General features: G+C 37.8%; 17 protein-coding genes. 9 read left to right on the top strand and 8 right to left on the bottom strand.

Features of this window, described 5'->3' with window-relative positions; all coding sequences use genetic code 11:
* Positions 1–50 precede the first annotated feature (50 nt).
* Positions 51–419 carry a hypothetical protein gene (locus ABD005_RS13585; RefSeq protein WP_343818050.1) on the top strand — a complete coding sequence of 123 codons (369 nt, stop codon included), beginning with the start codon at positions 51–53 and terminating at the stop codon, positions 417–419.
* A 90-nt stretch (positions 420–509) separates the two neighbouring features.
* Here the strand turns inward: ABD005_RS13585 and ABD005_RS13580 are convergent, their stop codons facing one another.
* The gene (locus ABD005_RS13580; RefSeq protein ID WP_215978790.1) at positions 510–1,862 is read right to left on the bottom strand and encodes a sodium-dependent transporter; all 1,353 of its coding nucleotides are present in this window, start codon (positions 1,860–1,862) and stop codon (positions 510–512) included.
* Between the two features lie 422 nt (positions 1,863–2,284).
* On the opposite strand from ABD005_RS13580, the gene ABD005_RS13575 reads away from it, so the two are divergent.
* The 4 genes from ABD005_RS13575 to ABD005_RS13560 all read left to right on the top strand — a co-directional run bounded on the left by ABD005_RS13575 (position 2,285) and on the right by ABD005_RS13560 (position 6,497).
* Positions 2,285–4,330, top strand: coding sequence for a TonB-dependent receptor (locus tag ABD005_RS13575; RefSeq protein ID WP_343818048.1), 2,046 nt, complete (start codon positions 2,285–2,287; stop codon positions 4,328–4,330).
* A gap of 201 nt (positions 4,331–4,531) precedes the next feature.
* Positions 4,532–4,750 (top strand): hypothetical protein, encoded by a 219-nt coding sequence (locus ABD005_RS13570; protein ID WP_343818047.1) that lies wholly within the window; start codon positions 4,532–4,534, stop codon positions 4,748–4,750.
* A 287-nt stretch (positions 4,751–5,037) separates the two neighbouring features.
* Positions 5,038–6,015 carry a hypothetical protein gene (locus ABD005_RS13565; RefSeq protein WP_343818045.1) on the top strand — a complete coding sequence of 326 codons (978 nt, stop codon included), beginning with the start codon at positions 5,038–5,040 and terminating at the stop codon, positions 6,013–6,015.
* Between the two features lie 2 nt (positions 6,016–6,017).
* The gene (locus ABD005_RS13560; RefSeq protein ID WP_343818043.1) at positions 6,018–6,497 is read left to right on the top strand and encodes a hypothetical protein; all 480 of its coding nucleotides are present in this window, start codon (positions 6,018–6,020) and stop codon (positions 6,495–6,497) included.
* A 499-nt stretch (positions 6,498–6,996) separates the two neighbouring features.
* Here ABD005_RS13560 and lysS read toward each other — a convergent pair whose 3' ends face one another.
* From lysS to ABD005_RS13540, 4 genes are all read right to left on the bottom strand, one after another.
* A complete protein-coding gene (gene lysS, locus ABD005_RS13555; protein WP_343818041.1) occupies positions 6,997–8,589 on the bottom strand; it encodes a lysine--tRNA ligase in 1,593 nt (530 codons plus the stop codon).
* Between the two features lie 57 nt (positions 8,590–8,646).
* A protein-coding gene (gene prfB, locus ABD005_RS13550; RefSeq protein ID WP_343818039.1) for a peptide chain release factor 2 occupies positions 8,647–9,745 on the bottom strand; the annotation gives its coding sequence in 2 pieces (ribosomal slippage) (positions 8,647–9,669 and positions 9,671–9,745; 1,098 coding nt in all).
* Positions 9,746–10,031: 286 nt separating this feature from the next.
* Positions 10,032–11,168 carry a GNAT family N-acetyltransferase/peptidase C39 family protein gene (locus tag ABD005_RS13545; RefSeq protein WP_343818037.1) on the bottom strand — a complete coding sequence of 379 codons (1,137 nt, stop codon included), beginning with the start codon at positions 11,166–11,168 and terminating at the stop codon, positions 10,032–10,034.
* A 2-nt stretch (positions 11,169–11,170) separates the two neighbouring features.
* The gene (locus ABD005_RS13540; RefSeq protein WP_343818036.1) at positions 11,171–12,616 is read right to left on the bottom strand and encodes a RimK family protein; all 1,446 of its coding nucleotides are present in this window, start codon (positions 12,614–12,616) and stop codon (positions 11,171–11,173) included.
* A 704-nt stretch (positions 12,617–13,320) separates the two neighbouring features.
* Here ABD005_RS13540 and ABD005_RS13535 point away from each other — a divergent pair.
* Entirely contained in the window at positions 13,321–15,939 is a 2,619-nt protein-coding gene (locus ABD005_RS13535; RefSeq protein ID WP_343818034.1) for a bifunctional diguanylate cyclase/phosphodiesterase, read from the top strand.
* 29 nt (positions 15,940–15,968) lie between these two features.
* Here ABD005_RS13535 and ABD005_RS13530 read toward each other — a convergent pair whose 3' ends face one another.
* From ABD005_RS13530 to ABD005_RS13520, 3 genes are all read right to left on the bottom strand, one after another.
* A complete protein-coding gene (locus ABD005_RS13530) occupies positions 15,969–16,673 on the bottom strand; it encodes an ABC transporter permease (protein WP_343818033.1) in 705 nt (234 codons plus the stop codon).
* A gap of 63 nt (positions 16,674–16,736) precedes the next feature.
* The gene (gene recJ / locus ABD005_RS13525) at positions 16,737–18,545 is read right to left on the bottom strand and encodes a single-stranded-DNA-specific exonuclease RecJ (RefSeq protein WP_343818032.1); all 1,809 of its coding nucleotides are present in this window, start codon (positions 18,543–18,545) and stop codon (positions 16,737–16,739) included.
* 142 nt (positions 18,546–18,687) lie between these two features.
* Positions 18,688–19,476 carry a thioredoxin fold domain-containing protein gene (locus ABD005_RS13520; RefSeq protein ID WP_215981054.1) on the bottom strand — a complete coding sequence of 263 codons (789 nt, stop codon included), beginning with the start codon at positions 19,474–19,476 and terminating at the stop codon, positions 18,688–18,690.
* A gap of 315 nt (positions 19,477–19,791) precedes the next feature.
* Between ABD005_RS13520 and fldB the strand changes: the two genes are divergently transcribed.
* The 3 genes from fldB (at position 19,792) to ABD005_RS13505 (ending at position 24,789) form a co-directional block, all read left to right on the top strand.
* A complete protein-coding gene (gene fldB / locus ABD005_RS13515) occupies positions 19,792–20,310 on the top strand; it encodes a flavodoxin FldB (protein ID WP_215981053.1) in 519 nt (172 codons plus the stop codon).
* Between the two features lie 105 nt (positions 20,311–20,415).
* Entirely contained in the window at positions 20,416–21,663 is a 1,248-nt protein-coding gene (gene srmB / locus ABD005_RS13510) for an ATP-dependent RNA helicase SrmB (protein ID WP_343818029.1), read from the top strand.
* A 543-nt stretch (positions 21,664–22,206) separates the two neighbouring features.
* Positions 22,207–24,789 carry a TonB-dependent receptor plug domain-containing protein gene (locus ABD005_RS13505; protein WP_215981051.1) on the top strand — a complete coding sequence of 861 codons (2,583 nt, stop codon included), beginning with the start codon at positions 22,207–22,209 and terminating at the stop codon, positions 24,787–24,789.
* Positions 24,790–24,833 lie beyond the last annotated feature (44 nt).

Raw genomic sequence — 24,833 nt, 5'->3', positions numbered from 1 at the left:
ACATTTGTTAAGCCGAGCTCAGGTTAACTAATCAAAAAACGAGAAAAACTATGCCCTACTGTAATGAATTAGCAGTATTTGATGTGCCGCCAGCCAATCAAGCAAAAATAATTTCATTAAGTTTATCGTTATTTAAAGAGATGAATGCTGAGCAAGAGTTATTAATTTCACATCAAATATTACGAAAAACTGATAACCCAACACAGTTATGTTGGTATTTAGTATGGAAAGATGAAGCAGCTGTCGCCAAATCTAAAGCGAAATGGTCAAATTACCCCAGTGCAAAACCAATCGAGGCCTTGGTAACTGCGAAAGTATTTTATGGGCACTTTATGGATGTAAATACGGATGTCGATGTCGATGTCGATGTCAATAACAGTGTAGCTAGTAATATAAATAGCAATGTAGCGAGTGACTAAATACAATAATCGTTTTTCCATTCCCTAATAAGCAAAAAGCAAGTGCTTAGTCACTTGCTTTTTTAAAATTAAGGCTTAATTAGACTACATTTAACTTGCTAACGAGTGCCAAAAGACTAATGCAATTGCCGTAGGGCAAACAAACTTAGTGTACCAAGGCCAAATTTTCCAAAAAACACTGTGCTCTACTTCCGCATTACCTTGCTTTATTTCAGCGAGAATACCGCTGCGCTGCCAAACCCAGCCAGCAAAAATACAACATAACATAGCAATAATTGGCTGGCCGTATTGTGTTGATAAAATCGCAACAAAATCTAACATCCAATCTAAGTTAACAACAATGATCGTACTTAAAAGTAAAATACCTAGCCCAATCATAGTAGTCGCTTTTTCACGCGGTATATCATGGCGCTCAACAGCAAATGATACAGGCCCTTCAAGCATTGAAATACTAGAGGTTAATGCAGCTATCGACATTAAAACAAAGAAGCCAAAAGCGACAAACAATCCCACATAGCCCATACCTGAAAATAACGCGGGTAGTACCGTAAACACTAAGTTAGAGCCTGATATTAAGCTACCATCTTCAGCGAATATAGCAACGCCTTGAGCTTGAGCAACATACATTGCAGGAATAATCAGTAAGCCTGCTAAAAAGGCTATAGACACATCAATAAGTGTTACTTGTGCCCCTAACGTGACTAAATTCTCTTTTTTCGCGATATAAGAGCCGTAAATAATCATCACACTGGTACCCAGTGAGAGTGAGAAAAATGCCTGCCCTAAGGCACTAATTAATAAATCAGGCTCTAATACTCGAGAAATATCGGGGTTTAAATAGGCTTCAAAGCCTGCTCTAGAACCATCTAAAGTGAAAACGTAAATAATTAATAAAATCAACAAACCAATGAGCATTGGCATTAAACGTTTCGACCACTTTTCGATCCCCTGTTCAACACCACGACGAATAATAAAAATGGTTAACGCCATAAAGCATGTTGTGAAAAGAATATTACGTGTCAATGAATGATTGGTGAGCCAATTCGCCGATTCGTTAAAACCAGCTAACAAAGCCAGAGGCTCTACCGCATAGGAAATCATCCAACCAGCAATAATGCCATAAAAACTTAAAATAAGTGCCGCACAAATAATACCGCCAAAACCGACGACAAAACCAAAACGTTTTTCTCTAGTATTGCGCGCTATTTTTTGCATTGAGGTCACCGCGTTAGCTTGACCGTAACGACCAATAAGTAACTCCGCCATAAATGCTGGGTAAGCTAAACAAAATGCTAACACTAAATAAACCAATACAAATGCGGCACCACCATTACTAGCAGTTTGAGTTGGAAAGCCCCAAATATTACCTAACCCTACCGCAGAGCCTGCAGCGGCCATAATAAAGCCTAATCGCGAGCTAAAGCCGCCTCTTGAAACACCCATTTACTTCCCCATTTTTTGCGTTTTATTGCCTATAACTTATTGAGTTATTTTTATAATAAGGTCTCAAGTACAAGGCTATTTTTATCATGGTTACTGTTTTAAGTGACCATACTTTTATTAGCGCACTAATTTACGCAATTACGCTCAAGAAAAATAGCTTTAACTGTTAAAAAAAGTAAAAAGCACTGTGTATCACTCTGTGTACAGCGCTTTAAGCAAAGTATCACTTACAAGTTATTAACATATTAAACCTGTTCCATTAGCGCTTTCTCCCTTAACAAGTTGTTATTTATATTTTTTATCAATGAACTTTATTTAGAGTTAAAGCCCTAAATACGACTTTACATGATAATCATTATCATTTAGGATCTAGTTTCTTTTTTACCTACTCCTGTTATGGGATATATTTTTGTAGGAACAACATGAAAAAAAAATATTTATCTTTTGTTATCGCTTCATTTCTAAGCGCTCAAACCTTAGCGGCTGAAGCACAACGTTTAGCTGAAACTAAAGTTACAGATGATGCAATAAGTACTAACACCGAAGTTAGCGCGAAAGATCTCGAAAACATTCAAGCTAACGATATAAAAAGTGCCTTAAAAAAAGTTGCTGGTGTAAGTGTTGCCAATGGCGTTAGATATAGTCAAAAAGTTTATGTGCGTGGCGTTGAAGAACATTCTGCCAATGTGACTATTGATGGCGCTCGCCAAGATGGCCAGCTGTTTCACCACTCAGGTAACCAAATGGTTGATACTAATATGCTTAAACGCGTAGAGGTTCTGCTTGGCGCATCATCAGTGCTAAGCGGTTATGGCGCCAATGTAGGTGCAATTAAGTATGAAACTAAAGACCCTGCTGATTTATTATTACCTGAGCAAAAGTTTGGTTTTACCGCTGGAGCTAGCGCAGATACAGCAACTGAATTTAGACAGCTTAACCTTGCGTTATACGGCAGAGCAACCGAGAAATTAAGTCTGTTAGCCATGGCTAATATGAATGAGTCTGGTGATATAGAAACACCAGATAATGACCCTATTGTTAGTAAGCATAGTGAATTGACAAGTGGTTTGATTAAAGTCGTTTACGACTTTGATGAAACACAACAGTTTGATTTTAGTGCTCAGCGCTATGATGACGGTGGTAATCGTAACTTTTCAGGTGAAAAGCCCGGTGCAAAAACATTAGAAGAGCACTTAGGCTATAACGGTTATATCCGCGATACTTATACACTAAATTATTATAACGTAAGTGAAAATCCACTACTCGATTTAAACATTAATGTTTATTACAACGATAAGCAAATGGAGCGTGAAGGAGCAACAGGTGATAATTGGTACCGAGACTCGCAAGGTAAATGGCACAAAGACGGAACATCTACGACTCCTAAGCGCATGTACCATTATAAAACATCAGGTTTAAATATTCGTAATACTTCAATCATTTCAGATATCGCATGGACCTATGGTATTGAGAGTTTTAAATCTGAACAGAGTATTTCAGCAAAAGGGTTAGCTCATTATACGCTAAGCGATGGTAGCCAATTTAGCGAGCATATTTCTTTTGAAGACGGCCCGACCGCAACCTTAATTAGTGGTTATGTACAAGCTGAACTTAACTTCGGTAGTGTACAACTTATCCCAGGGCTGCGTTACGATGACTACAGTTTAGGTGGAACCTACGATACTAGCTTTAGCGAAGCGTCGCCTAAGTTTATCGCTAATTGGCAGGCTAATGATGATTTAAAATTAGGCTTGTCATACGGTCGTATTTTTAAAGGTCCGGGTTTACCTGAAACCCTAATGATTCAAGAAGGTATGGAAGAGTCGCCTGATGTTGAACCAGAAACAGGTAACCATTACGAATTCAATGTACTTTATGATCTACAATCATTAACAAATATTGATTCCTTTAATATTTTTGCCAATGTCTATCAATATAATATTGATCACTTTTATCATCCAACTAAAAATACTAGCTTAAATAAAACCCACGATTTAGAAATGCAAGGTATGGAAGCTGGCGTTAGCCTCTCATATCAGGGCTTAAATGCATCTATAAAGTATAGCTACAACACAGGAGATAAAGATTACCAAAGCTATGTAACCGACGCTTTAACTGCTGGCACACAACGTGTAAATTTAAGTTTTGATTATGCCCTAGGTGATAGTTTAGTTATCGGTTGGGATACATTTTTAGCTGATAATGCAGAGTTAACCGATACTTATTTCAATCGCCAAGGTGACCTAGTGCATGACGATGTATTAAAAGCTGGCTACGGTGTAAGTAATGCTTGGTTAAATTATAGCCCAGTAGAAGTCGCGGGATTATCGGTGCAATTTGGTGTCGATAATATCTTTGATAAAGCTTATCAAGATCATAATAGTTTTGGTATGTACTGGGGTAATGAAAAGTACAACGATAATGAAGTTGGTCGAAACTTTAAGCTAACGTTGAATTATCAATATTAATTAGCGAGCAAAATACTATGCGAGCTGCATTAGTATTAACCTAGCTCAAGTTATAATAAAGCCTCGTGTATCGTTTTTTTTATGGCGCTTTACACGAGGCTTTCTCTTTTCTGAACGCCTACTGCTAGCATTATTTTTACTGCTCCTATTGTAACTACTCAGGCTATCATTTGGTGATTCAATTAAGCTCAAGGAAACATATTGAAAAAAATAAATGTTCTAACTGGTATAGGTTTAACTACGCTTCTATTAGCAACGTCTAATCAATTATTAGCAAAAGATGTCAATATATTATGTGATGCTTGCTCTGTTAAAGAGATGGAGATTAAAGCAAAACAAAAGCTAGCCAATAGTCTTCCCTCAGAAGTAAAAGAAGGGTCATACAATCGATTGAAATCATCCTATTTTATATTCACTTAGATACGAAACCGGACGTTCCCCACAGATATAAAATGTATTGTTTGACTATAAATTTTACCAATGAGTTGAATAACCTGACTGGCAAAATTGCCACCATTGCAGTCATTAGTAATTACTAATTAATGGATAATGCTCCTTTTTAACTAGTAGGCGTTATCTTTAAATCATTTTAATGAATATTTACACCTATGTTACCAAAAATTATGACAATTATATTTTTGACTGAACATCATTTTTAAAGGTATAGTTGATTTATAGGATTCCCTGCCACGGATTAATAAAAGGCCATGAAACTAAATTATTACGCATACACTATAACCTTTAAAGACACTGGCAAAATTTGCAATATTTGTATATCTGACATTGTTGAAGTCTATTGTAAGCACCAAAGTAAAAAATCAATTCTTGAAAAGTATCATGATAAGTCATCTAAAAATCTATATTTTGCTAAAGCAGAAATTTATCCCGATGTTTACTATTTGATGGTACCTGCGTCCTTAGCCAATTATAGAACTCTTAATAAAGGGTCTGGTGTCATAAAGGACTTAAATGAAGTTTTAGAAGACGGTGATAGTTTAGAAAAAGTTACATACATCCATTTTGATAAGAGTAAACCTATAATTGGTGTTACTTCATCTTTAGGCGGGGCTTCAGTAGATGATCTTGAATACTACTTAAATGAAATATTGAATGGAATATATGGCCCTGATATAAAAAAATACCAACTAAAAGTAATACCACTTCAAAGTGAAGTTAGTAAGTCATCTGTAGGGAAGTTGAAGCTAATATCGCAAGCTAACGTAATCCTAAATGGAAAAACCAGTATGAATGGAATTTTGTCTGGTTTATTAGCAAGTAACACACCTGATAACAATGTAGAAATTAGTATCAGTGTAAAGCGTACTGGCATTAAAAATGGAATTGAAAAAGACATTAAGCCACTACTTGATTTAATACAATCAGATACTAATGGCAAAGAGTTTGCAGAAGTACACCTTAGGGCAAAACAAAATAGCCTTCAGGAAAACATTAAAGATTATTTCTTAGATCATTCGATGATACTTTTTGACATCATCAACCCTTATTTGAAAGCTTCTATAGAGATGCAAATTCAAGATAAAAGATACGCCAATCAGTCTATTGTAGATGCCTATAACGCATATATTGAAGGTGTTAGTGACAGGATAACGACTGACCATTCTTGCTCAAATTGGTCTAAACTTTCAAATAAAGACACTTACTTAATTGATGAGAGTGAAGGTTAAACATGCGTCAGCTTTCCAATGATGAAATCAAATCATTTGCAAGAGGAATATGGTTAATATCTGCATTACTTAGCCCTGCTTTACTTTTTATTTATTGGATCATAACTAAATGTATTGGTGTATCACTCTTTCCTCACATAGTTCCTAAAAATACTGATTTATTGATTAGCATATTAACGTCATTCAGTATGACTATGACAGGTTTCATAGCTGCAATAGGGGCTTATATTCTTTCAGTATCAAACAACCCTAGCTTTACATTATGGCGCAATGCTGGTTACCTTAAGCTTTTCTATCACTTATATGCTGCCGCAATCACATTTTTATTATTCACTTTTAGCTTATGTATATTAATGTTGCTTTCAGGCCAAACAATTATTTGGCTAAAAATAATACTTACATTGATAGTAGTGAATTTTATACACATAGCATTAATAACTACATCAGCTATTAATCAGACCAAGAATTCAACACAAAGTTAATTAGGCCACACTTGCGTTATCAATAAGCTGCAACAGCCTTATTAGTTAATGGCTAAGGCTTTTGTTGTGCTAGCTAGTATTGGATATGATCAATCAATGGCAGCAATGAGCTTACACCCGTCTAACAGACGAGCAGAAAGTCTTGATTAATATTTAAGTAAATATGCTCCTGAATTTGCAAAGGCTTAATGTCAGCAATTGGCTAATTACTGACCTAAAAAATAACCAGTAGTTAACATCATCTTAGCGTACTAAATGGTTAGTTTAAGTAAAGTCCTACTTTTGAACTTACAAGTTCAGATATAAATTCAATTTTTAGTGTACAAAAGCATCGTATTCAAACATTAACGGAGATGTTGGCATTTTTTGATAAGCACCTAAAATAATTAAAACCTTTAGGCACTTTCTAAAATTAAAAAGCCAAACATATGTTTGGCTTTTTATTACGTGTCGCTTGAGAAAGAAAGTTCAGGGTAACTAAAATCCCTTTCTAAACGATTTACTCAGCTTCAGGGCGCATATGTGGGAACAAAATAACGTCTTTAATGCTTGGTGAATCAGTAAATAACATTACTAAACGATCGATACCAATACCTTCACCGGCAGTTGGCGGTAAACCGTATTCAAGCGCATTGATATAATCAGCATCATAATGCATTGCCTCATCGTCACCCGCATCTTTTTCTGTTACTTGCTTTTGGAAACGTTCAGCTTGGTCTTCTGCATCATTAAGCTCTGAGAAACCGTTAGCCAACTCACGACCACCAACAAAGAATTCAAAACGATCTGTGATGAATGGGTTTTCATCGTTACGACGCGCAAGCGGTGAAACTTCCCACGGGTATTCTGTAATGAACGTTGGCTGGTCTAATAAATGCTCTGCTACTTCTTCAAAAATTTCACAGATGTATTTACCAGGTCCCCACACTTTAGACGCATCACTTTCTTTTACGCCAACTGCTTTTGCCATCGCTTTAATCGCATCAAAGTTGTTTTCTGGATCACGTAATGCTGCTTCATCAAGTTGCTCTGCACCGCGGTGATCTTTACCGTATTGTAAAATAGCATCAACCATTGAAAGACGTGCAAACGGCTTACCTAGGTCATAGAATTTCTCTTCTACTACTTCGCCATCACTATTTTTAACGGTATTACGAATAGTCGTTGTACCTAAAACATCTTGCGCAATAGTACGAAGCATGTCTTCAGTAGTGTTCATCAAGTCATGGTAATCAGCATAGGCTTGATAGAATTCGATCATCGTAAATTCTGGATTGTGACGTGTTGAAATACCTTCATTACGAAAGCTTCTGTTGATTTCAAATACACGGTCAAAGCCACCTACCACTAAACGCTTCAAGTTTAATTCAGGCGCGATACGTAAATACATATCAAGATCAAACGTGTTGTGGTGCGTCATAAATGGTTTGGCTGTTGCGCCACCAGGTATGATTTGCAACATTGGCGTTTCAACTTCCATAAAATCACGTTGTGTTAAAAAGTTACGAATACCCGCAACAATTTTTGAACGGATTTTAAAGGTGTTACGTGTGTCTTCATTGATAATTAAATCAACGTAACGCTGACGATACTTCATTTCTTGATCAGACAAGCCGTGGAATTTTTCTGGTAACGGACGCAGTGATTTAGTTAGTAATGAGTATTCGTCCATATTAACGTAAAGGTCGCCTTTACCTGACTTATGTAAAATACCTTTAATACCTACGATATCGCCAATATCTAACGAGCCCCACTTTTCACGAATTTCTTTTTGTACAGTTTTTTCAGCGTAACCTTGAATACGACCCGATGAGTCTTGAATTACTAAAAATGGTCCACGTTTAGCCATAATACGACCAGCAATAGCATAAGTGAGTTGCAGTGTTTCAAGCTCTTCTTTGGTTTTTTCACCATGTTCCGCTTGAATGTCTGCCGCTAAATGTTCGCGATTGAAATCATTAGGAAAACCATTCGCCGTAGAATTTGAGCGAATTTTCTCAAGTTTTACGCGGCGCTCAGCAATTAGCTTGTTTTCATCTTGCGCTGCGGATGCATTATTTTCTTGGCTGGTTTTATTGGCTTTATCTGTCATTTTATTTCCAAAGTTATCTGTAATTTGTTCAATAGGTTCAAAGGTAATTCAGTAATTTTACAAGCCAGACTTTAAACTCGCTTCAATAAATTTATCTAAATCACCGTCAAGTACGGCTTGAGTGTTTCTGTTTTCAACACCCGTTCTTAAATCTTTAATACGGCTATCATCAAGTACGTAAGAGCGAATTTGACTGCCCCAACCAATATCTGATTTTCCATCTTCTAATTCTTGTTTGCCTTCGTTTTGCTTTTGTATTTCCATTTCATAAAGCTTGGCTTTAAGCAACTTCATCGCAGTCGCGCGGTTTTTATGTTGTGATCTGTCAGCCTGACAAGCAACCACAGCGCCCGTTGGAATATGGGTAATACGAATTGCTGAGTCTGTTTTGTTAACATGCTGACCACCAGCACCTGAAGCACGGAAAGTATCGGTACGTAAATCAGCTGGGTTAATGTCAATATCAATATTGTCATCTATTTCAGGGTAAATAAACGCTGAAGCAAATGAGGTATGACGACGACCAGATGAGTCAAACGGTGATTTACGAACCAAACGGTGAACCCCTGTTTCAGTACGTAACCAGCCATAAGCAAATTCACCGGTGTATTTTATCGTACAACCTTTAATGCCAGCAACATCGCCATCAGTAACTTCAATGGCTTCGGTTTTATAACCATGTGCTTCACCCCAGCGTAAATACATACGCATCAGCATTTCTGCCCAGTCTTGCGCTTCGGTGCCGCCTGATCCTGATTGAATATCTAAATAACAGTTGTTGGCGTCTTGCTCGCCAGAAAACATACGACGAAACTCTAATTTTTCCAAAACGGCATCAAGCGCTTCGGCTTCAGCTGTTGCATCGTCAAAAGTATCTTGATCAGATTCTTCAACAGCAAGTTCCACTAAGCCTTCAATATCTTCACAGCCTGTTTCAAGCTCAACAATAGTTTTTACGACTTCTTCAAGCGCGCTACGCTCTTTTCCTAGCGCTTGCGCTCTTTCTGGTTCATTCCAAACATCGGGTAATTCTAATTCGCGGGTAACTTCAATTAAGCGCTCGGCTTTAACATCGTAGTCAAAGGTACCCCCTAAGCAGGTTTGCACGCTCGCGAATTTCTTTTAACTTACTTAATACTGGGTTAGTTTCGAACATAAGCCTTCTGAATACTTTAAATTATTGTAATTATATCAATTTATTACATAGACGTTTTGAAAAAATATCCGCTAACATTCCTAATAGTTATGGCATGTTAGCGATTGTTGCTAGCGCGTGGTCAACGCTAATTTAATAACGCCATTGACTGACTTAAATTACCACGCAAAAAATACGGCAAGCGACAAAACGCAAATAGTCGCGCATTGTAACGTAAATATGGGGGTAAATAAACGGCTATAAATTGAATAGCTGCTGCCATGTAAACGATGGTAATGTTCTGCTTTTACGATCGTTTAATTGCCACTGCAGTACGTAGTTTTCCACCGCCAAACATCGACATTTTGTCGAAGTCATCACCTGATATTGGTAAATATTGGCAATCAATAGGTAGCTGCTGTTTATCGTCTAAGTCTGGATCGTTCACATAAAAGCATAATTCATCAAAACCGGTCACGGTAACCCAGTGCGGTGCTTTTTTTCCATCTAAGCGGTAGGTGCTAATTAATAAAATAACCGCATAGCCATCACTGAGTAATTTCGCCAGCTGGTGTTGATTAATATCATCAAACCTCACATCAACCGCCAGCGCTTGAGCGTCTTCAATAAATTGTTGATGGACACTTTGCATAATGTGCTTTTTATGAGGGGCTCTTACTCCATCGACAAATAAAGGAGTTTGCTGGTTAATAAAAACTTTAGCGTCAAAACCTCGCTTTTTAGCAGCGTTACCTAAGCCAACAGGATGACAACCACCATGACCTGAGGTCATAAAAATGGTGGTTGCTTCACGCCACAAGTCTAATTCTAAACGCTGCGTCATCACTATTGGAGCATGTAAACTGTTCATTGCCATCATTAATGAGGCTGGACCACAGGTAAACTCAGTGGTTTGTTGGTACCAAGGTGTTATGGTTTGAAAGTCTGATGGTGTTTTTCGTAATAGCTGTTTTTGCATACGATAAGCATCACTGTGATCCTCATAATAATCACTGTATTCACCAAAAACACGATAACCTAAACCCTGGTATAACTTAATGGCTGCGCCATTGTTCTTAGCCACTTCTAAGCGTAAAAAATAATGGTTACGTATTAGCGTTTCTTGTTCAAGTTGCGCTAAAAGACCGCTGGCAATATGCTGTCCTCGACACGCTGGCGCTACCGCTAAAGAATATAAACGTGCTAAACGCGTACCTTTATGACACCAAACTAAGCCATAACCAATAAGCTGTTGAAGCTCAGAGCTCGCGTCAATATAACGCTCGGCGATTAATAAAATACCGTGATGCGCTTTGATCCAATGCTGTAAACTACGCTTACTTAATTTGTCTTGCTCGAAACAGTTATTCTCTAGAGCGACTAAAGCATTTAAATCGCTACTTTGTGCGATACGGTAATGCACATTGCCCCGTGTGTTAGCCATTATTATCGACCACGCTCTTCTAAGCGACGATTAAACTCTGCCATAACTTGCATGTATAATTCATCTTTTAGGTAGGCATCTTCAACTTTGTAATCTATGCTCGGGTTATCATTCACTTCAAGTACATAGGCTTTATTATCAACAGCCTTAATATCTACGCCATAAAGCCCTGTGCCAACGACACTTGCTGCGCGTAATGCTGAATCTAAAACATATTTAGGCACTTCAAACGTTGGCAGCGTTTCAAAATCACCTGAGAAAAAGCGTTTAGCGCTGTGGTTATAAATTTGCCAATGTCCGCGCGCCATTAAATATTTACAAGCATAAATAGCTCTACCGTTTAATACGCCAATGCGCCAGTCAAACTCGGTATATAAGTATTCTTGTACTAATACCAATGCACTCACTTTTAATAGCTCGTCTAATTTAGCTGACAGCTCTTCCCTATTTTTCGCTTTAAATACGCCATTAGAGAAAGAGCCTTCAGGCAATTTCAATACCACAGGGTAAGTAAACGCTTGCTCTAGTGCTGTAATGGTTTCTACACTTTGGTTGTTAACCACTTCAGTTTTTAAACTACGTACCTTTTTATAATTAAAAGCATCGTGTAAATACACTTTATTACAACAGCGTAAAATAGAGGTTGAGTCGTCTATTACAACTAACCCTAAATCTTCAGCTTTTCGTGCTAAACGATAAGTATGGTGATCTATCGCAGTGGTTTCTCGAATAAATAAAGCATCGTAATGAGCGATATTATCAATTTGATCAATACTTACCACGTTGGCGTTAATACCAAATTTGGCCGCGGCTTTTACAAAACGTGAAATAGCTTCTTTATTACTTGGCGGCACTTTATCTTGATGGTCGACTAATATAGCCATATCCCAACGATAGTTTTTACGACTGTTATTAATTCGCCATAAGGTTTTATTAAAGCCTTCAAGTTGTGTTAAAAAGCACTGCTTTTGCGCTTCATCAAGATCACAAAATGACATACGAGTAATGGTAATATTTGCTTGACCATTAAGCTGTTGTACCGATAAATTTAATAACGGGGCTGGGTATAATGCAAAAATTTTTGCTGTTAATTTATCTAACTCACTGCTATCACTTTTACCAAAAAACACATGTTTATTAGTAACCGTATTAAGGCCAATAGTTAAATGTGATAATACCGCAAAGTTATCGCTATCATGCGCTAAATTACGTAAACCATTAATAGTTTTTACGCTAGGTAACACAATATGGTTGCGCGCCTCTGCCAATAGTGAGCAATAGTAACCTTTGCTTAAGTATTGTTCGGTGTCACATAAATTAATAATACGTGTTTTCGGCTCATTTAGTTTTGGGTACTCACGTAAATACTTTTCAAAACTGATCACATCGCTGCGATCTTTATCCAATGCAACGTATTCATCATCCACTACAATAAGTGTTTTATACACGTTTGATATTCCTTAAAAAAATTAGACCAAAGTTATTATCGCGATACGTAGTCTTTAGGATTTTTTCAGTTGATGTAGGACGGATTTTGAGTTCGTGATAATCGATGAAAGTATCGTGATTTGCAGAATGTAGCACCTTTTATTCTGCAAGAATATAATTTTTATACTACTGAACGAAAATAAAAATAAACCGTTAAAAATCAAATAGTAAATGTAAAACTTATCGTGACATTATCGGTGATTTAAAAATAGGCGTCTTAATGAAAATCGAAATTCATCAAATCTGATTACTGTTATTATTTAACCTGAACTCAGCTTAAGAGATATTTAACAAATTGAAATATCAGTAAAAATTACTTTTATGAGTCTCTAGCTTGATAGTTTTTCTTCTTTTCATATGATAAGCAAGGCAAATTTCGCGTCAATAGCTGGCCTATTGCAAGTAAATTTAACGAAGAAGTTAGGAAAAGTAGCTGCTAGATAAACATTTGTTAAGCCGAGCTCAGGTTATTTAGTAAGTAATACGGGCTAATAAGCTATATAACTTTCATAAAATAATCTCTTTGCTATATTTAAAACTAACGAATGATAGGTTTTATAAAACAAATTAAGTCAATTTATTAAATATCTCTTAAACCGCGTTCAGGTTATATACCTAACAATAGCTTTAACATTATAATTTTATTTCACAAGGAAGAGACTAAATGACGTTTAAAGAAAGCCAAGATACGTCAACGTTAACCTTCATAAATAATGAACAAACGAAGCTTTACCTTCATGCAATTCTCACTAATACAAGAGATCCTATCTTTGTAAAAGATAATGAGTGTAAATTAATACTAGTTAATAACGCTTTTTGCCAACTATTTGGGCTATCAAGAAAAGGCATCATAGGTAAAACGTTAGCTGAAAAAGTCCCCCCATCGGAAAGAGAGCACTTTCTTGCTATTGATAAAAAAGTCCTTGAAGAAGGAAAGGAGATTCTATGCGAAGAAACACTTACCCTTAGTGCTGAGCAAGTTAAGATAATTAGTACAAGAAAAAGTCGCTTCACCGATAATTTAGGTAATCGCTACCTGATTGGCGTCATACACGATATTACTGAGCGTAAAAAAAACGAATTACGTAAAAAGTCTCATCGCCATGTATTAGAGCTTATTACTAGTGGTAAGCCACTAGCTATTATTCTTGATGCAATTTTGCACCTTGTTGAGCAAGATAACCCTGAGATGATTTGTAGTATCTTACTATTAGATAATTCAGGACAACATCTAATAAGTGGCTCTGCCCCTCGTCTTCCTACATTTTATAGTGAAGCTATTCATGGCGTCGAAATAGGCATCGGTGTTGGCTCTTGCGGTACAGCAGCTTTCATGAATGAGCGTATTATTGTAGACGATATTGAAAGTCACCCTTATTGGGAGCCTTATAAAGGATTAGCTAAAGAAGCTGGGCTAGCTTCTTGCTGGTCAGAGCCAATAAGATCTACAGAGGGAGACGTTTTAGGTACTTTTGCTATATACCATAATGAAATTAATGCACCAACCAAAGCAGACCTTACCGTAATTGAGCAAACTGCAAGTTTAGCTAGTATTGCTATAGAAAAAAAACATACTGAAGACAAACTAAAGCTCGCTGCTAGCGTATTTTCTCATGCGCGAGAAAGTATTATCATTACTGATGAAAATAATCATATTATTAATGTTAATGCTCGGTTTAGTGAAGTATCAGGTTACTATCATGAGGAAGTATTAGGAAAAAAACCACAGTCCTTAATGTCTGATGTTCATTCGCCCGAATTTCATGATGTGATGTGGGAAGAGGTTAATGCTAACGGCTACTGGATCGGCGAGGTAGTTAGTCGTCATAAAAGCGGAAAAAAATATACAGAAATGCAAACTATTAGTGCTGTACGTGATGAGCATAATAAAATTAGCCATTATGTTATTTTAGCTAATGATATTACTTCAATGAAAGAATACCAAAAACAGTTAGAGCATATAGCACATTTCGACGTACTTACTAATTTACCCAACCGGGTATTGCTTGCAGATCGCCTATCTCAAGCACTATTACAGTGTAATCGTCAAAAGCAGTCTCTTGCTGTAGTTTTTCTAGATTTAGACGGTTTTAAAGCGATTAATGATGCTTACGGTCACGACATCGGTGATGAACTGCTAATTTCTCTTTCGGGGTTGATGAAAGCATCATTACGCGAAGGTGATAGCTTAGCTCGTATTGGCGGAGATGAATTTGTAGCTGTATTAACAAACTTGCCGGAAAAAATTACCCCAATGGATTACGTGCCTATATTAGAGCGTCTTTTATTAGCTGCATCGGATCCCGTTATGGTTAATGGTGCCATTTTAAATGTTTCCGCTAGCATTGGAGTAACTCTTTATCCACAAGATAACGTTGATGCCGATCAACTCATGCGTCATGCTGATCAAGCTATGTATATTGCAAAAGAAAGGGGTAAAAATCGCCACCATCTATTTGATATAGCTCAAGATGATGCTGTAAAAGTACAACGAGAGGGCCTCAATGCTATTCGTCATGCTTTAGATCATAATGAATTTGTACTTCATTATCAGCCCAAAGTGAATATGAGATCTGGTACTGTAATTGGTTTTGAAGCTCTTATCCGCTGGCAACATCCGAAAAAAGGGCTATTAAGCCCAGCTGAGTTTTTACCCATTATTGAAAACAACCCTATGAATATTGAAATGGGTGAATGGGTTATTAATTCAGCTTTAACACAAATTAGTCAATGGCAAAAACAGGGGCTTCATCCCCCGCTCAATATCAGTGTAAATATTGCTGCTGTACAGTTACAGCAACCTAAGTTCACTAAAAACATTATAAAGTTACTGAAAAGCCATCCAGATGTTGAGCCTCACCTCTTAGAGCTAGAAGTGCTTGAAACAAGTGCTCTAGACGACATAAGCCATGTCTCAGCTACAATGAATGCGTGCATAAAATTAGGCGTAAACTTTGCGTTAGATGACTTTGGTACCGGGTATTCATCTTTAACTTACCTGAGACGTCTTCCTGCAAGCCTGATTAAAATAGATCAAAGCTTTGTACGAGATATGCTATGCGATCCTGATGATTCGGCAATTGTCGAAGGGGTTATTGCTTTAGCTAAATCTTTCAAGCGTAACGTCATAGCCGAGGGTGTCGAAACAATTGAACATGGTAAAGCATTATTAAAGCTTGGTTGTGACTTAGCACAAGGCTACGGTATTGCCAAGCCGATGCCCGCCAATGAAATACCGCAATGGATAGATAGCTGGCAGTGCAATGAAGTTTGGCAGCAATAAATAAAGATAAATTAGAAGGCCATGTTTAACTACTTATAACCTTTATTTAACCTTAAAAAAATAGCTGAAGCTAAGCCAGCTGACGCAAAAATCATACACATCACCATAACTTGATAACGTGCGGCAATAAATGGGGATACCCCTGCGAGTATTTGCCCCGTCATCATCCCCGGCAGTGATACTATTCCCACCGCAAAAAGCGCATTAACATTAGGGATCATTGAGGCCTTAAAGGCAATATTACGCGCATTAATATAGGTTTGTGCACGTTGACGTTCAGAAAAAAATCGCTCTCCTGATAAGCTGACACTGTTCATACAGTTAGCAAAAACCATTCCTGCTAATGGAATAATAACCTTCGGTTGGTACCAAGGTGATAAATGTAATACACCTTGTGTTATGACAATTAGAATAAAAACACCGCTAATAAAAATTGCGATAAAGGTTTGCTTAAATAACACTATTTTAGGTTGCTCAATATTATTAAGCGCGATCCAACTTGAAACAGCTATCATCAGTAATAATAGTAAGCCAATTACCCAAGCATTATCGCTTTCAAAAATATAACTGAGTACATAACCGACTAACAATAATTGCACTAGCATACGCACTAAGGCATGTAAGGTATTTTTAGTAGGCAGTGACCATTGCACTAAAATAATAAGCACTAACAATACAGGTAAAAATGCAATAGCAAGGTTGGCTAACGGTATAGCTGCGAGTGAATTTTCCATTACTTTCTCACGATGTTGTCGCAATATCTAAATTTACATTATCTTTATAATAATAAACGTATGTTACACCGCGGTGATATTTTCAATCATTAATTGCACGCTACGTTTACCTCTAAATTCATTCACATCAAGTCGATAAGCTAAGTGCACTTGTGTAGCTTGAGTATTAGGCCAAGCGTTAATATCAATATTAAAAGCAATACCGTCAAACACTTGATTCCCTCCGTTAGACGACTTTTGCACCACAACTTTCAAATGTTTTTCGCCAACAATGCGCTGCTGAATTAAAGTAAAAGTATCGTCGAATAATGGCTCAGGAAAGTTTTGTCCCCATGGTCCTGAATCTCTGAGTAATTCAGCAAAGTCTAGGTTCAAATTTTCAACCGGCAAAGCGCCGTCAGATAAAATAATACTCTGTAAGTCTTCAGGTTTAAGCCATTGACTAGCTAATTGGTCAAATAAAGTTTGAAAACGAGTAAAGTCACACTGTTTTATTGATAAACCTGCCGCCATGGCATGGCCACCAAATTTCAGAATAAGCCCAGGGTGTTGACTGTCAATATGTTCTAATAAATCTCGAATATGTAACCCTGGAATAGAGCGCGCTGAGCCTTTTATTTCTCTCGACTGCTCATCATTGACTTCATCATCACTGCCATTGGCAAAAACAATACAGGGACGGTGAAATTTTTCTTTTAAACGCCCGGCAACAATACCAATAACCCCTTGATGCCAATCTTTTTGATACAGTGCAATGGCACTTGGAAAGTCAGCTTTATTGTCTTTTGCTGTGCTCGTTTCATTAAAGTTAAACGCATCGAAGTTAAGTGAACTTAACACCCGTTCAGCCTCACCTTGCATACCCTGCTCTATTTCACGACGTGCTTTATTTAAATCATCAAGCTCTGCCGCCATTACCCTTGCGCTTGATAAATCACTCGCTAGTAAACAGTTAATACCATAAGCCATATCATCTAAACGTCCAGCCGCGTTAATTCTTGGGCCGAGTGCAAAGCCAAAATCGCTCGCCACTAAGCGTTGTTGGTTTTTATTAGCAATTTCAATCAATGCCTGAATACCCGGACGAGTTTGCCCTGCTCTTATACGCTTTAAGCCTTGCTCAACTAAAATACGGTTATTGCCATCAAGTGAGACCACATCAGCTACTGTACCTAAGGCAACTAAATCAAGTAACTGCGCAATATTAGGCTCAGGGATGTGATATTCACTGAAATAATTTTGCTCGCGACAATATTTTCTTAGCGCCAGCATGACATAAAAAGCGACACCGACACCAGCAAGCGATTTGCTTGGGAAGGTACAGCCGACTTGATTAGGGTTAACAATAGCATCAGCATTAGGCAAGCTATGTCCTGGTAAATGGTGGTCGGTAACAATCACTTGCATTCCCAAGTCTTTAGCGCGCTTCACTCCCGCAATACAGCTAATACCATTATCGACGGTAATTAACAGTTGCGCTCCTTGGCTTGCTGCAATATCAACTATTTCAGGAGTTAAGCCATAACCGTATTCAAAACGATTTGGCACAATAAAGTTATGATGTGTGCTACCAAATAAGTTAAACGCTGTCATCATTAAAGCGGTGCTCGTAGCACCATCGGCATCAAAGTCACCCACAATAATAATATGTGTTTTGTTGATTAAGGCTTGATACAGCAATTCACAGGCAGTATTTATACCCATTAATGATGAAGCAAGTTCGGTAACACCATGTAAGTTATTCACTTTAAGTTCAAGTTCGCTTGCTGATTTAACGGCTCGCGCGGCATAAACTTGTTTAATAATTGCAGGAAGATGAGGAGGTAAATGGCTATAGTCTACTGGTGTGCGACGAATTATTTTTTTACTCATAGGTTACTAATCTTCTTATCTTTTTTATAAAATACTGTAATTTAAAAAACTTACTCAATAGCCAGTTACAAAAAAGCAGTGATCGTGATCACTGCTTTTTATATGACACTTCAATGTAAGGCTTTACATTAAGGTTCTTACATTAAACTTCTTTTAATATTGCTTCAAGTTGTGCTGGCGGCTTGTAACCTGGCACCATCATACCGTTAGGCAAAATAATTGCTGGTGTACCTGTAACACCAATTTGGCGACCAAAGTTAAATTGCGCTTCAATAGGCTTATCACAAATTCTATAAGCAATACCTGCACCTGATTTTGCTCGTGTTAACGCATCGGCAGAGTCATCATTACACCACACTGAGCGTAAATCTTTAAAGCCATCGGTAAAGTTACCTAAACGATCGTTAATACCTGAGCGCGGATAAGCTAAATAGCGAAAGGTAATACCGAGTTTATTATACTCAGCCATTTCAGCGTGCATTTTACGACAATAACCACAAGTAATATCAGTAAAAACTGTCACTACATATTTTTCATCTTTAGCTGGATACGTAATAACATCATTAGCAAATGACTTTACCCCTTCAAGACGTATAGCAGCTAAGCTTTGCTCGGTTAAATCAGTCAGTTCATTTTTAATGCTATAAAGTTTGCCATGAATTAAAAATTCACCGTTATAACTAGAATAGAAAAGTCCTTGCTCGGTATGAATAGCCGCTAAATCATTCATTGGTGTTTTTTCAACTTTAACTACATTTAGCCCTAATTTATTTCCAACGACTTCTTTTAGCATTTGCGCATCAAATTTGTCACTAGGAGAGCTTGCGATTAAAGCGGGTACATTTTCATTCGCAATAGCTACTTGGGCTAACGTGGTCGGTACAATAAATACTATCGCGGTGATGACATAGGTAATAAATTTGCTGTGCATAGAAACTTCCATAAAGGTGATGTATTAATACGAATAAAATTAAGCTTTCATTAAAGACCGTACTTTAGCGTGTGAAATTACAGCCTAGTTAAACATATTGCAATTTTTTTAGCTAAAACGGTTATTTTATCGGATAAATAGCAAAACTAAAGGCATATCTTCTGATAAACTCAGCGAAAGTGTTACTAAGTATGATGACTTACTACGCTAGATAACTAAATTTAAGTAACTAAATCTAGGTAACTAAGCACTTAGAGCACAAAGTTACACAACACCATTTTATTATTGATGTAAATCCAACGAACGAGATCGCAAATGAAAATAGGCTTATTTTATGGTTCAACCACTTGTTACACTGAAATAGTTGCTGAAAAAATACAAGCAGCAATAGGTGAAGATTTAGTTGATATATTTAATATAAAAGATCAGCCACTTTCACTCTGCCTTGATTATGACTTCATTATTTTTGGTATTTCTACCTGGGATTATGGCGAGCTACAAGAAGACTGGGAGTCTATTTGGCAAGATATTAACTCGCTTGATTTATCAGATAAAATTGTTGCTTTGTATGGCATGGGCGATCAAATTGGTTACACCGAATGGTTTCAAGATGCTTTAGGTATGCTCCACGAGCAAGTACTTGTTCAACAGGCTAACGTTATTGGTTACTGGCCAAATGAAGGTTACGAGTTTACCGCATCAAAAGCACTGAGTGACGATGAAAGCCACTTTGTTGGTTTATCTTTAGATGAAGATACCCAATATAATTTAACCGATGAACGTATCGAGCAGTGGTGTGAGCAAATTTTACTTGAATATAGCGAGTTACTCTAACCCGTAATTGACCAGCATTAACGATTAAAGGGTTACAGCAAGCACGAAAGTCACTATAATTGCCGCCATATTTGTATTTATTTAACAGTTAGTGAATTATTCCCTATGTTTGAGCAATTTGATCTCGACTCTGAGTTATTAGCCAGTGTCAAAAAAGCGGGTTATACCAAACCAACATCTATTCAAGAGTTAGTTATTCCTGAGGCGATGCAAGGTAAAGACATTCTTGCTTCTGCGCCGACAGGAACCGGCAAAACCGCCGCTTTTTTACTGCCAATTGCTCAACACTTACTTGATTACCCAAGAACACAACCGGGCTTTCCTCGCGTATTAATTTTAACGCCAACCCGTGAATTAGCGATTCAAATCGGTGAAGACAGTGAAAAAATTGCTGAACTAACCAATATTAAAACGGGTGTTATTACCGGTGGCGTTAATTATGGTAGTCACAGTGATATCTTAAATAGCACCACTGATATTTTAGTGGCAACCCCTGGTCGTTTATTAGAATACATTGAGAATGAGCAATTTGATGCTCGTGAAATTGAAATTCTCGTATTAGATGAAGCAGACCGAATGCTTGATATGGGCTTTAGAGAAACTATTGATCGTATTGTTGGCGAAGCACGCTGGCGTAAGCAAACCATGTTATTTTCGGCAACATTAGAAGGTGCTGGGGTTTTACGCTTTTCTAAAGAAGTATTAAATGAGCCAGTCTTTTTAGAGTCTAATCCGTCACGTAAAGAAAAGGCGGTTATTCATCAGTGGTTGCACTTAGCTGATAATAGCGATCATAAATTAAAGCTTTTAGTGCATATTCTTAAACAAGAAGGCGTTAATCGTACCGTCGTTTTTGCTAATAAACGCGAAACAGTACAATATCTTTCAGGTAAATTATATGCCGAAGAGCTGCCTTGTGTGTGGCTTGAAGGCAAAATGCCGCAAGATAAACGTAACAAAGCCATTGAGCGTTTTAAAAGTGGTGAAATCAAAGTATTAGTTGCCACCGATGTTGCCGCCCGTGGTTTAGATATTGACGATATTAGCCACGTTATTAACTTTGATATGCCACGTAAAACAGATATTTACGTGCACCGTATTGGCAGAACCGGCCGTGCTGGTAATAAAGGCACGGCAATATCATTAGTTGAAGCGCATGATATGCCTGTTGTGGGTAAAATTGAGCGTTACGTTGACGAGCGCTTATCGCGCCGTGTTATTGAAGAGCTTCGCCCTAAGCATAAAGAGTCCCGCGTTGCTAACAAAAAAGCGAAAGTAAAACTGACCACGTCACAGAAAAAAGCCAAGGCAAAAAAGCAAGCGAAAAAACAAGCCAAACGCGCTAAAAAATAAATTTTTATAGCAATAAATTTTTATAACAATAAATAAGCCGCTCACATGTTTAATTAACCTGAACTCGGTTTAAGAGATATTTAACAAATTGAAATATCAGAAAAATTACTTTTCTGAGTCTCTAGCTTGATAGTTTTTCTTAATTCAAGGCAAATTTCGCGTCAATAGCTAGCCTATTGCAAGTAAATTTAACGAAGAAGTTAGGAAAAGTAGCTGCTAGAGAAACATTTGTTAAGCCGAGCTCAGGTTAATTACTAACATAGCAGCGGTTTTTTATTATTTGCATAGCGCGCTTTTATGGCTGCTTTATTGATCAACCTGAGTTCGACTTACTCAGCGCATTACTTCTTATCAGGCACTCTCCTTCCCTCAAGTTATTTAAAAACATTGTATTTTAACTTTATTCGACTACGCTTTAGCAAGTAAATGAATTAAAAGGTTATTATTCGATTACAACCGATAAATGATAATAATACGGACGTTAATCGATGTTGTTAATAGCTTACGCAGTTAAGTTACTAAACATGATAGGGAATATTCACAATGTACAATCGTAAAAAACAAATAATAAATACCACACTAATACCTATTTTACTTGGTGTAGCTAGCCAAAGTGCTTTAGCCCAAGAGCCCTCAAAAGCCTCATTAGAAGACGTAGAACAAATATCTGTTATTGGTAGCCGCGTCAGTGGTCGCTCTGTTGATGAGTTACCAGTGCCGGTTGATATTCTTTCAGCAGAAGCACTAGCAAACACAGGTCAAACAGAAGTTGGTAGAATGCTGCAAGCAATTGCACCTTCATTTAACTTTTCAAGCTCTGCCATTAGTGACGGCACTGATGCACTCAGACCAGCAACGTTAAGGGGTTTAGGCCCAGATCAAACCTTAGTATTGGTAAACGGCAAGCGTCGTCATCAAGCCAGCCTTATTCACATTAATACCTCTGTTGGTCGAGGCACCGCGGGAACAGATATGAATGCGATTCCTGCCGCCTCAATAAAACGCATTGAAGTGTTACGTGATGGCGCTGCCGCTCAGTATGGCTCTGACGCTATTGCTGGTGTTATTAATATCATTCTTGATGACGCTGATGAAGGCGGTAAAGTCGCACTTTCTTACGGTGAATATTCAGAAGGTGATGGAGAAACCACTAACATAGATATTTCAAAAGGCTTTGCACTTGGCGATAAAGGCTATTTAAATACCACCCTTAACTTTAGAGATAGAGGTTTTACTAATCGCGCAGGTTTGCATGGCTCTTGTCAGTTCTCGGGATGTACTGATTTAGGTAATGGTACTTCACTACTTGGCGATCCAAGAGAAGCAACGGCACCTCGTAATACCTTTCGAATTGGTGATGCCGACTCTGAACAGTTTGGTTTAACCGTAAATACCGGTTATGAGCTTGGTGAAGGTGAGCTTTATGGTTTTATTACCTACTCTAATCGCGATAACGAGTCTGCCGCATTCTTTCGTCATAACAACAATACCGGTGGTAATGCGCCACTACAAGATGGTGACGCGACTGTTCCTATGGGGTTTCTACCTAAAATAAATTCAGATATTAAAGATATGTCATACAACTTTGGCTACTTAACTGAATTTGACAATGGTGCCAGTTTAGATTTTTCTTACACTTATGGTCAAAACACCATTGATTACACCACCAGCAACACGATTAATTCATCGTATGCCAATGCACTACAGTACAATGACGATGGCTCCTTAGCGAGTATTACTCCTGATGAAATTCGCGCTGCAGTACCTAGCGAAGCTTCTGCCTACGGGTTGGAGCTAAGCTTATCAACCTTGAATCTTGATTATACTCAAGATTTTGACTTATTTTCATTGGCAATGGGCGCTGAAATTCGCACTGATACTTACAAAGTAACCCCTGGCGCAGAATATTCATATAGAGATTACGACACCGTAAATGGTGTTAGCTTATTTCCCACCGATAGAAGTGCTGGTACTCAAGGCTTTGGCGGTATAGGCCCGGTATCGGCTGTTGATGAAACCCGTGATGTTATTTCATTTTATCTGGATGCTGAAACGGAAATTACCGATGATTTAATTGTTAGTGGCGCTGTGCGTTACGATGATTATGACGGCTTTGGTGATAGCACTAATTTCAAACTTGCCGCGAATTGGTCAATTACCGAAGATATTGCATTACGTGGTGCAATGAGTACCGGCTTTAGAGCTCCGTCAATGCAGCAGCTCTACTTTAATAATATTAGTACACAGTTTAAGACCAACCCGAATGATCCTGATGGCGATCAAATTGCTGTTCAAGTGGGAACATTTAGAAACGATAGTAACTTAGCGCAAGCCATTGGTATCCCACAATTAAAAGAAGAGGAGTCAACCAACTTTAGCTTAGGAACCGTGATTAGAATAGCCGATAGTATTAACTTAACCGTTGATTTTTATACCATTGATATTGATGATCGTATTGTCTTAAGTAACTCGTTGGGTGAAGGTTTATCTCCAGCCTTAGATGCTGCACTGCAAGCCTCAGGCGCAGGTGGTGGTCAATTCTTCCTAAATGGTGCAGATACAGAAACACAAGGGGTAGATATTATTGCTACTTGGAACGGTGAAATGCTCGGTGGTGATTTAGACTTAACCTTTGCAGCCAATTTTACTGAAACCGATGTGGTTAATATATTCACACCACCCGATAGCGGCTTAGGTGATATTCCACCTGAGGATATTTTCTCCGAGCAAGATATTTCTATTATTGAAGAGTGGCAACCCCAAGATAGAATTAGCTTATCAGGTTTGTATCGTATTAATGACTTTACCGTTAATCTAGCATTTAACCGTTACGGCGAATACACAGTTACCGATGGTGGTAGACAAACCTATGGTGCTGAAATACTAACCGATTTACGTGTTAGTTATCAGGTTAACGAGCAATTATCATTTAACATTGGTGGTAATAATTTATTTGATGTCATGCCTGATAAAAACGAAATAGGTAACTCGAGAACAGGGACTATTGTTGATGCTAGCGGTAACGTAATTGTTAGTAGCCCTGGCGTATTTACTTACTCTCGTCGCTCAGCTCCTTTTGGCTTTAATGGCGCCTTTTACTACGCTGGTGCAGAATACCGTTTCTAATAATAAGACGGTTACCATAATAGCCTAACACTAAAAACACTCGC

Origin of the sequence: Colwellia asteriadis, from assembly GCF_039523295.1 — a bacterium.
Classification (GTDB): Bacteria; Pseudomonadota; Gammaproteobacteria; order Enterobacterales; family Alteromonadaceae; genus Colwellia; species Colwellia asteriadis.
The sequence above is the reverse complement of the archived record's forward strand: the minus strand, read 5'-3'. Positions and strand labels throughout refer to the sequence as shown.

Coding starts and splice junctions, on each gene's coding strand:
- ABD005_RS13520 (WP_215981054.1), bottom strand. CDS start 19,476: ATGCACAGCAAATTTATTACCTATGTCATCACCGCGATAGTATTTATT.
- recJ (WP_343818032.1), bottom strand. CDS start 18,545: ATGAGTAAAAAAATAATTCGTCGCACACCAGTAGACTATAGCCATTTA.
- lysS (WP_343818041.1), bottom strand. CDS start 8,589: ATGACAGATAAAGCCAATAAAACCAGCCAAGAAAATAATGCATCCGCA.
- ABD005_RS13560 (WP_343818043.1), top strand. CDS start 6,018: ATGCGTCAGCTTTCCAATGATGAAATCAAATCATTTGCAAGAGGAATA.
- ABD005_RS13505 (WP_215981051.1), top strand. CDS start 22,207: ATGTACAATCGTAAAAAACAAATAATAAATACCACACTAATACCTATT.
- ABD005_RS13565 (WP_343818045.1), top strand. CDS start 5,038: ATGAAACTAAATTATTACGCATACACTATAACCTTTAAAGACACTGGC.
- ABD005_RS13545 (WP_343818037.1), bottom strand. CDS start 11,168: ATGGCTAACACACGGGGCAATGTGCATTACCGTATCGCACAAAGTAGC.
- ABD005_RS13575 (WP_343818048.1), top strand. CDS start 2,285: ATGAAAAAAAAATATTTATCTTTTGTTATCGCTTCATTTCTAAGCGCT.
- ABD005_RS13535 (WP_343818034.1), top strand. CDS start 13,321: ATGACGTTTAAAGAAAGCCAAGATACGTCAACGTTAACCTTCATAAAT.
- fldB (WP_215981053.1), top strand. CDS start 19,792: ATGAAAATAGGCTTATTTTATGGTTCAACCACTTGTTACACTGAAATA.
- ABD005_RS13530 (WP_343818033.1), bottom strand. CDS start 16,673: ATGGAAAATTCACTCGCAGCTATACCGTTAGCCAACCTTGCTATTGCA.
- srmB (WP_343818029.1), top strand. CDS start 20,416: ATGTTTGAGCAATTTGATCTCGACTCTGAGTTATTAGCCAGTGTCAAA.
- ABD005_RS13580 (WP_215978790.1), bottom strand. CDS start 1,862: ATGGGTGTTTCAAGAGGCGGCTTTAGCTCGCGATTAGGCTTTATTATG.
- ABD005_RS13585 (WP_343818050.1), top strand. CDS start 51: ATGCCCTACTGTAATGAATTAGCAGTATTTGATGTGCCGCCAGCCAAT.